This is a genomic window from Ruegeria sp. AB8, from assembly GCF_056542605.1.
In genome coordinates this window covers 251,286-260,315 of record NZ_JBQGAB010000004.1, presented here as the reverse complement: position 1 = coordinate 260,315, position 9,030 = coordinate 251,286, and the positions used below count along the sequence as shown (strand labels likewise).

The window sequence follows — 9,030 nt, the reverse complement described above, 5'->3', positions numbered from 1 at the left end:
AGGCCGTCTCCCCGACCCGTCAGCACCGCCTCAGCAGCGCCGGTGAAGGGGGTTCTAAGCATAACACTTATCAGCCGCAAGCGAAAAAACAGAAGAAATCGAAAAAAGTTTGAGCAACAAGTTTTCTCATTTAAAAACATATTATTAAGTCGATGCTACGCTCGAAAAACTACAGACGACGGCATGGAAACGCACTAAATCCAGACAGCAAGACATTTATCCACAAGCTTGCCCACAGACTCGCCCTTGGTCAGGCAGAGTCTGCCGTCCTGAACCGCATCAAGGCTTCGGTCATCGGAAGGCGCAAAGCCAGAAGACCAACGATCAGGCCCAGATAAACCAGCGGCTCGATCTGAAATCCCTTTGCCAACATCACGTAGTGTAGCCCACCCAGGATTGCCGCCGGATAGGCCAGACGGTGCAGCTTGCGCCAAACCGGACCCAAATGCCGGACTGACCAGTTATTCGAGGTTAGCGCGAGCGGCAGCAATAACAAGAAACCGGCCATCCCGACTGTAACATAGGGGCGCTTGAGTATATCCGCCCAGATTTGACCCGGCACCTGTACGTCCAGAACAAGCCAGACCAGCAAGTGAAAACTGACATATCCGAATGTCAGAACACCGATTGCCCTGCGGAACTTCATCAGGTTCAGGCCCAGATGCTTGCGCAGCGGTGTGATTGCCAGTCCGAAAATCAACAACTGAAGAGCCATTTCGCCGTATTCATGCTCCAGGGCTTCAATGGGCTCCACGCCCAGACCTCCGGTCAAGCCCTGATAAAAAAACCAGGGTGCCGGCAGGAAACCGACCAGATAGATCAGCCAGACCGGGATTCGTCGCAGGTGATGATTCAAAAACTGCATGGTCTCAGTAGTTTTTCGCCAGATCCATGCCTTCGTAAAGACCGGCAACCTCTGTTTCATAACCATTGAACATCAGCGTGGGCTCGCGTTTGGCAAACAGCCCGCCTCCGATGCGACGCTCAGCGGCCTGCGACCAGCGCGGGTGATCCACATTGGGATTAACATTACTGTAGAATCCATACTCACGCGGGTTCGACATGTTCCAGCTGGTTGGTGGCTGCGTGTCTGTCAACATTATCCGGACAATCGACTTGATGGATTTGAAGCCGTATTTCCACGGAACCACCAGACGCAAGGGTGCGCCATTCTGGTTCGGGATCGGCTTGCCATAGATGCCCGTCGCCATGATCGTCAACGGATGCATGGCTTCATCCAGACGCAACCCTTCGCGATAAGGCCATTCCAGGATCGGGTATTGCACCCCCGGCATTTCGTCGGGGCGATAGGCGGTTTCGAATGCCACGTATTTGGCGCCCTCCTGAACCCCTGCCATGGCCAGCAGATCAGCCAGCTCAAACCCGTTCCAGGGGATAACCATTGACCACGCCTCGACGCAACGGAAACGGTAGATACGCTCCTCTACCGTCATTTCTGACATGATGCCCTTAAAGTCGTATTCGCCGGGGCGATCAACCAGACCATCTATCTTCACGCTCCAGGGTTCGGTTTTCAGCGAAGCGGCATATTTTGCCGGGTCATCCTTGCCCGTGCCGAACTCATAGTAGTTGTTGTATGATGTGATCTCTTCCCAAGTGTTCGGCTCAAGCGTATTCTGTGCATCTGCCGGCTTTGCCATCGCTGTCAATCCGACACCGGCCAGACCGGCCATGACCTGCCGCCGGTTAAGAAACGCCGACTTCGGGGTGACGTCTTCATGTGTCAGTGTGTTTCTCCAGCGATACGCCATTTGGGTCTCCATATTCCGTATTTCCCGGGCTCGGGATCGCCCGCTCATACCACATTGTCACCGCTATATACGCTCCAATCTGATGACATTCTCGCAAGCTGACGCAGCTGTTACCCGTGTTACAGGGGGATGGGCGTCAAAGATCCACAACGCTTTCATCTGGGCGCAATTTGATCGGCCCGTTGAAAAGCCTTCTCTTTACAAAGCAAATGCCGAGCGCGCAGTCTGTATCATGCTGTCAGACGCGAAATTGTCGCCTATGGAAATGGCAGCCTGAAAGGGAGAGGACTAATGTGTGACATCTGCGTAGTTAACGCGGTCAAGGACCGCATGCTGTCAAGACGGGGATTCTTCAAGGCCGCGGCAGCCTCTGGCGCGGCGATTGCCGCAACGGGCGCGACCGCGCCTGCCGCTCTGGCCCTAGTGCATGGCAAGGTCGAAGATATGACCCATACACTAAGTGCTGATTTCCCAACCTGGGGAGGTGACCCCGGTTTTGCCGGTGATCAGGTTTTCAATTTTGGGGAACACGGGTTTAACCTGTTCAATCTTACAATCAACGAGCATACCGGCACGCATATCGACGCCCCGCTGCATTTTTCCGCGGATGGCCTGTCTGTTGATGAAATACCGGTGACGGATCTTGTTGCCCCGCTTTGCGTGGTCGACATCGCAGCACGGGCCGCCGAAGATGCGGACACACTGCTTACGCCGGACGATCTGAAAGCGTGGATTGCAGCCAACGGCGACTTTCCTGACGGAGCCTGCGTGGCAATGCATTCAGGTTGGGCAGGCAAGACAGCCACCGATGAGTTCCGCAATTTTGACGGCGAGGCCCAGCACTACCCAGGCTTTCACGTTGAAGCCGCGCAGATGCTGATGGAGGAGACAGGCGCACGCTCGATTGCGGTAGACACTTTGTCGTTGGACCACGGGATCTCGGCGGACTTTGCAACTCATTACGCCTGGCTTCCTTCCGGACGTTTCGGAATTGAATGCCTTGCCGGGCTTGATCTGGTACCTGCTTCGGGTGCGACCCTCGTCATAGGCGCGCCAAAACATGCAGGCGGGACAGGAGGACCCGCACGAATTTTTGCACTGATCTGACGACACCGGGACGATCAATAAAGGGCTCGCCGCGATGGTGAGCCCTTGCTGCTTGGGCAATTGCTTCAGCGAGACCTAAGCAGCCAATCGATTGAAGCCGCCTGAACCAAACATGTTTTGTCTTGACCTAAACCTACCTTGAGCAATCAGGGTCCATTCGAAGACCGGATAGCAATAGAAGGATTCGCATGTGCATGTCCTGACAATTCTTGATCATCCAGACCCCAACTCATTCACCGTCGCTGCGGCGCGGAGCTTTATGGAAGGTGCGACAGCGGCCGGTCACACCACCGAGCTTGGCGACCTGCATGCAGAAGGTTTTGATCCGCGCTGGTCCATGGCCGATGTAGAAGGAAATCTGGCCTCCGACGCGCTGTCAGACGTTGTTGCCGAGCAGTCGCGAATTGCGCGCGCCGACGCAATCTGTCTGGCTTTTCCCCTGTTTTGGTGGGGAATGCCGTCCATGATGAAAGGCTGGGTTGATCGCGTATGGACCTGGGGGTGGGCGTATGACCAGTTGAATGATCCCGAGAAATCGCTCCAGAGGTCTCGCACCGGAGTACTGTTGGTACCAGCAGGGGCCCGATCCGACGAAATGGAACGCGCCGGATATCTTCAGGCGCTGGAAACAAGCTGGATGCAGGGTACCTTTGGGTATTTTGGGTTTTCACCACGCAACCTTGTTATTCTTCACGGATCGACCGGGTCGGAATCCCGGCGAAAAGCTCTGCTGGAAAAGTGCTACACTATCGGCCAGACCTTGCCCGTGCCTGAGAACCACTAGGATACATTTCGTCTCGTGGTATGGCTTTTTCGAACTCAATTGCGACGGGCCGAGCAGTTTGATCACTGCCCAAACCCAAATAATTTCACAGACGAGATTGTTTGGATGGACTGCCAAACACTTACCAAAACGTCAGTGCATATTCTCTTTTAACTGCTTCACCATCAAGCTGGCAGAACTGGTTGCGGCTTCCAGAGACGAATGGGAATGTTCATCGCGGTAGAGTACGATCCCATCCTCGCCAAAATAGTTACAAACCAGCCCCGGACAATAGAAGTCGAACAGATCCACAAAGATCGCAGTTTCGTTTTCCTCAAGCGTTGACAGTTCGGTGCGGACCCCGCCAACCCGATTGAGAGTTTGCTCGCGCGTCAGGTAGTGGCATGGACCGCCATTGGGCGCAAACCACTGGGCAACTGCCACCTCGGGCGTGCATCGGGCTTCGCGGACAAGAGGCAATGGACCAACAACTGCGAGCGAAATATCTTTTTCACTCAATTCACCGGCAAACCGCTGAATACCTTCCAAGTAACGCTGCAGAACCACGTCATCCTTCCCGCCTGAGCCGTACGAAAGCCCGCCAAGATCGCTAAGCATCAGAACCACATCCCCGGCACGAAGTTCACGCACCAATTCAGGCACTGCGTCTTCCCAATAGTGTTGATTGGCTTCTTTCCATGGTCCATTGTAACCAAGCTCAGGCACTGGCTGTGCGCCCCAGCTGGAGGTTAGCAAAACCGCCCAGTCTTCGGTTTCCGAAATCTCTCGAAATGCACCGCCAAAGGCGACGGAGAACGAGTTTCCGACCACCAGTATGCGTTTTTCAGCCGTTTCCCATGAACCGAAGACGCAGCCTTCAATTGGAATGGACCTCCCGACCTCGGTTGCGTCTCTGATAATACAAGGCCTTCCCTGCCAGACAGAACCATCATTTGCCTTCAACGGCGCCTCGAGGGTCGCCGGACCTTGTTGAGCAAGCGCCGGAGACACGCCGGAGTATAGGTTCCGGCTTACATCTTCTGACAATACCCAAAGGGCAATCAACGTTGTGACCAGCGCGGAGGACCCAACCAGGTAACCCGGCATTCTGGCTGCGGTCCACTTGGCATGGCGCAGAGGATTCTCGATAAACCGGTAGGACAGCGTAGCGGCCCCAAACATCACGAGAACAAAAAACGGTGCGGTGATCGCGGTTAGCCCGATCTTCCATTTGGCCAGAACGGCAACTGGCCAATGCCACAGGTACAGCGAGTATGAGATCTTACCGACCCAGCGAAGCGGCGTATTCGAAAGCGCCTTCGAGAAGGTTCCGGTCCGGACGGGGAACAGCAACAAGGTCGCCGACAAGACAACGGCAATGACCGTTGCAAAGTTGCGATTCAAGTCGACCTGTAAGGCAAACAAGATCAGCAACAGCCCCAGACAAACCGGAACGATCAGAGAGTTAAAACGCTGCGGTCGCCAAAGTCTGATCAGCACGGCAATGGCCACACCCAGCCCCAGCTCCCAGGCCCGGAAGTAGATCATGTAAAACGTGCCCACCGGATCCGCCTTGGCAAACAGCAAGTACGCTCCAAGCGACGCCAAGCAAAACACCGCCAATACCGTGATTGAAATCAGGTTTACCCTGCGCGGCAAAGCTGCTGACAGCGACAGCCACGCAGCAAGTGGAAAAAGAATATAGAATTGTTCTTCAACACCAAGGGACCAGGTATGCGTGAACAGGTTGAGATCCAGCAACCTGCCAAAATAGTCAAATTGCTGACTATAAAAGAAAAAATTTGAAAGCCCGACAGACGCCCAAAATGCGGTTTTCGTGTTGTCCTCCATGTCCTGAATAAAGAACGAACCCACTAGTGAGGACAGCAGAAGACACACAAACAAGGCAGGCGCCAGCCGCTTGAAGCGGCGCGCAAAGAAATGAGAAGCATTGGGCCAGAACTTCGTCCAATCCCAATCGATGACGGATCGGGCGATGACAAACCCTGAAATCACGAAGAAGACATCAACGCCCAGAAATCCGTAAGGAAGAAGATCGAGGCCGAGATGATCAATCAATACAGCCAGAACAGCAATGCCACGAAGGCCTTCGATATCTCCGCGAAACTTGTATGGCTCCGCGCTGGGGCCATGGAAGTCTGTTTGTTGCATTGCGGTTTTCCGGGGTCGTCCTGCGTGACTGCCGTGGGTGAGCGATATGCGCCTTACCAGACTTTTAGTCAAAAAGACAAATAGCCGCCAATATGGCGGCTATTTATCAGTTCAAATGTCAGATCAGTGCACCACGGCATCATCGGGCCTTGGACGTTCTGACGTACCCAGCCGATCGCCGATGATCAGCCCATCAGGTCCGGCGGTGACCGGTACAGTCCCGCCATCCTTGATCTCACCGGCCAACAACGCCTCGGCCAGCGGGTTTTGCAAGGCGCGCTGAATCACGCGCTTGAGCGGACGGGCACCGAAGACCGGGTCATAGCCTTCGTTCGCCAGCCATTCCTTCGCGCCATCGTCCAAAGCCAGCTCGATCTTGCGCGCAGCCAAACGTTTCTGCAGACGCGCCATCTGGATATCGACGATGCCATCCATATCGGCCCGCTTGAGGCGGTCGAAGATGATGGTCTCATCCAGACGGTTCAGGAACTCGGGTCGGAAATGCGCCCGCACCGCATCCATCACGTCACGCCGCGCCTGCGCGCTGTCCGCGCCCTCGGGCAACTGGCTCAGCGCCTGCGACCCAAGGTTCGACGTCAGGATAATCAGCGTCTGCTTGAAGTCCACCGTGCGGCCCTGACCATCGGTCAGGACGCCATCGTCCAGAACCTGCAACAGCACGTTGAAGACATCCGGGTGCGCTTTTTCGACTTCATCGAACAGCACGACCTGATAAGGCCTGCGCCGCACGGCTTCGGTCAGCACACCACCTTCGTCATAGCCGACATAGCCCGGAGGGGCACCGATCAGACGGGCGACTGCGTGTTTCTCCATGAACTCGGACATGTCGATGCGCACCATCGCGTTGTCATCGTCAAACAGGAAGTTCGCCACGGCCTTGGTCAGTTCGGTCTTACCCACACCCGTCGGGCCGAGGAACAGGAACGAGCCCAGTGGGCGGCCTTCGTCATTCAGACCGGCACGGGCCCGGCGAACGGCGTTGGCCACGGCAGTGACCGCCGCATCCTGACCGATCACGCGGGAATGCAGATCATCTTCCATCCGCAGCAGCTTCTCACGCTCGCCCTCCAGCATTTTCGAGGTCGGGATACCGGTCCAGCGCTCGACCACCGAGGCGATCTGTTCCGGTCGCACCGTTTCCTCGGCCATCATCTCGCTGCTTTCGGCGTTCTCGGCCTCGGTCAGCTTCTTTTCAAGCTCGGGGATGACGCCGTAAGACAGCTCACCCGCTTTGGCGAGGTTGCCTTCACGCTTGGCGATCTCAAGATCGGCCCGCGCCTTGTCGAGCTGTTCCTTGAGATCCCGCGCGCCTGCCAGCTTGTCGCGTTCAGCCTGCCATTGGGCGGTCATCTCGGCGGACTTCTCCTGCAGGTCGGCCAGGTCCTTTTGCAAGGTTTCCAGACGATCCTTGGAGGCCGCGTCATCCTCAAGCTTCAGCGCCTCTTCCTCGATCTGCATCTGCAGAATCTGGCGATCCAGCTGATCGAGCTCCTCGGGCTTGGAATCCACCTCCATCCTCAAGCGGGACGCCGCCTCATCGACAAGGTCGATGGCCTTATCGGGCAGGAAGCGGTCGGTGATATAGCGATGCGACAAAGTCGCCGCCGAGACCAGCGCTGAGTCCGAGATGCGCACACCGTGGTGCAGCTCGTATTTCTCCTTGATGCCGCGCAGAATGCTGATCGTGTCCTCGACCGACGGCTCCTGCACCATCACAGGCTGAAACCGGCGCGCAAGGGCGGCGTCTTTTTCTACGTATTTGCGATACTCATCCAGCGTGGTCGCGCCGATACAGTGCAGCTCACCCCGGGCAAGCGCGGGCTTGATCAGGTTGGCGGCATCCATCGCGCCTTCGGATTTACCCGCACCGACCAGCGTGTGCATCTCATCGATGAACAGGATGATCTCACCAGCGGCCTCGGTCACCTCGGTCAAAACGGCCTTGAGGCGTTCTTCGAACTCACCGCGGTATTTCGCACCGGCGATCAGCGCACCCATATCGAGCGCCAGCAGCTTCTTGTCCTTCAGCGATTCCGGCACGTCACCGTTGATGATGCGCAAGGCCATACCCTCGGCTATCGCGGTCTTACCGACGCCGGGTTCCCCGATCAGAACCGGGTTGTTCTTGGTGCGGCGCGACAGAACCTGCATCGAGCGGCGGATTTCCTCGTCCCGTCCAATAATAGGATCGATCTTGCCTTCAGCCGCCGCCTCGGTCAGGTCACGCGCGTATTTCTTGAGCGCGTCATAACCCTCTTCGGCGCTCGCGCTGTCAGCGGTGCGCCCCTTGCGAATGTCGTTGATCGCTTCGTTCAGTTTCTGGGCGGAAACAGCCCCGGCCTCCAACGCCTCTTTGGCCTTGGATTTCACCATGCACAGCGCCATCAAAACGCGCTCGACCGGCACAAAGCTGTCGCCCGCCTTGGTGGCGATCTTCTCGGCCTCGTCCAGAACCTTGGCGGTCTGGCCGTCCATGTAAATCTGGCTGGCGTCACCGCTGACCTTCGGGATTTTGCCCATTGCGGCGTCCAGCGCCTCGACCACGCGGTTGGGCGCACCGCCCGCGCGTGTGATCAGGTTGCTGGCCAGCCCCTGATCGTCATCCATCAATGCTTTGAGTATATGTGTGGGCTCCAGCCTCTGGTGCCCCTCGCGCAACGCAATGGTCTGCGCGGCCTGCACGAATCCCCGTGCCCGCTCGGTGAACTTGTTCAAGTCCATTTTATTCTCCTTTTTCTCAAGCGCCCTGAATATGATGCGCCCGCTTGGCGGCACGCTTCGGTCTGGGCCTCACATTCAATTTGGGAAATGTCTTCACGGCTTCAAGGGGCCAGGTTTCAATATTCGGCCTTATCCCCGCGGTATTGAGTAGACCGTGTAGCCGCCGGTCTCAGCCATTTGCCTGGCTTCGTACATGTCCACAAGCGATTGCGCCGCATCGCTGCCCGTCGGGCACGAGACCAGATCGGCGGTATGATCCAGAAATTCGACGGTAAATGCGGTCTCGCCTGTGAGCTGGCACCAGTCGTCCTCTGATCGATATCCACGCACCAGCAGCAGATCATCATTGGTCGGGACCGGGGCAGCGCCTGTGTCAGGTGTGTTGACGCGCGGCGCCTCATCACACGCGAAAAGCGCCAAGGTCGCCCCAAGCAAAATCAGTTTCTTCATATCGCAGTTCCCTATTCTTCATCA

The 9,030-nt window shown here is 56.6% G+C and carries 7 protein-coding genes; 2 read left to right on the top strand and 5 right to left on the bottom strand.

Annotated features, from left to right (window positions below):
- Window positions 1-250: 250 nt before the first annotated feature.
- The gene (msrQ, locus tag ACR0CG_RS06495) at window positions 251-865 is read right to left on the bottom strand and encodes a protein-methionine-sulfoxide reductase heme-binding subunit MsrQ (protein ID WP_480523509.1); all 615 of its coding nucleotides are present in this window, start codon (window positions 863-865) and stop codon (window positions 251-253) included.
- A 4-nt stretch (window positions 866-869) separates the two neighbouring features.
- Window positions 870-1,772: a protein-methionine-sulfoxide reductase catalytic subunit MsrP gene (gene msrP, locus ACR0CG_RS06490; protein WP_480523507.1), complete on the bottom strand. Its 903-nt coding sequence runs from the start codon at window positions 1,770-1,772 to the stop codon at window positions 870-872.
- Window positions 1,773-2,063: 291 nt separating this feature from the next.
- Between msrP and ACR0CG_RS06485 the strand changes: the two genes are divergently transcribed.
- A complete protein-coding gene (locus ACR0CG_RS06485) occupies window positions 2,064-2,879 on the top strand; it encodes a cyclase family protein (protein WP_480523506.1) in 816 nt (271 codons plus the stop codon).
- 190 nt (window positions 2,880-3,069) lie between these two features.
- A complete protein-coding gene (locus ACR0CG_RS06480; RefSeq protein ID WP_480523504.1) occupies window positions 3,070-3,663 on the top strand; it encodes an NAD(P)H-dependent oxidoreductase in 594 nt (197 codons plus the stop codon).
- A 132-nt stretch (window positions 3,664-3,795) separates the two neighbouring features.
- On the opposite strand, the gene ACR0CG_RS06475 is transcribed toward ACR0CG_RS06480, so the two are convergent.
- From ACR0CG_RS06475 to ACR0CG_RS06465, 3 genes are all read right to left on the bottom strand, one after another.
- On the bottom strand, window positions 3,796-5,814 hold the full coding sequence (locus tag ACR0CG_RS06475) for an acyltransferase family protein (RefSeq protein ID WP_480523502.1): 2,019 nt from the start codon (window positions 5,812-5,814) through the stop codon (window positions 3,796-3,798).
- Between the two features lie 123 nt (window positions 5,815-5,937).
- On the bottom strand, window positions 5,938-8,556 hold the full coding sequence (clpB, locus tag ACR0CG_RS06470; protein ID WP_480523500.1) for an ATP-dependent chaperone ClpB: 2,619 nt from the start codon (window positions 8,554-8,556) through the stop codon (window positions 5,938-5,940).
- Window positions 8,557-8,685: 129 nt separating this feature from the next.
- Window positions 8,686-9,006, bottom strand: coding sequence for a hypothetical protein (locus ACR0CG_RS06465; RefSeq protein WP_480523498.1), 321 nt, complete (start codon window positions 9,004-9,006; stop codon window positions 8,686-8,688).
- Window positions 9,007-9,030: the final 24 nt, after the last annotated feature.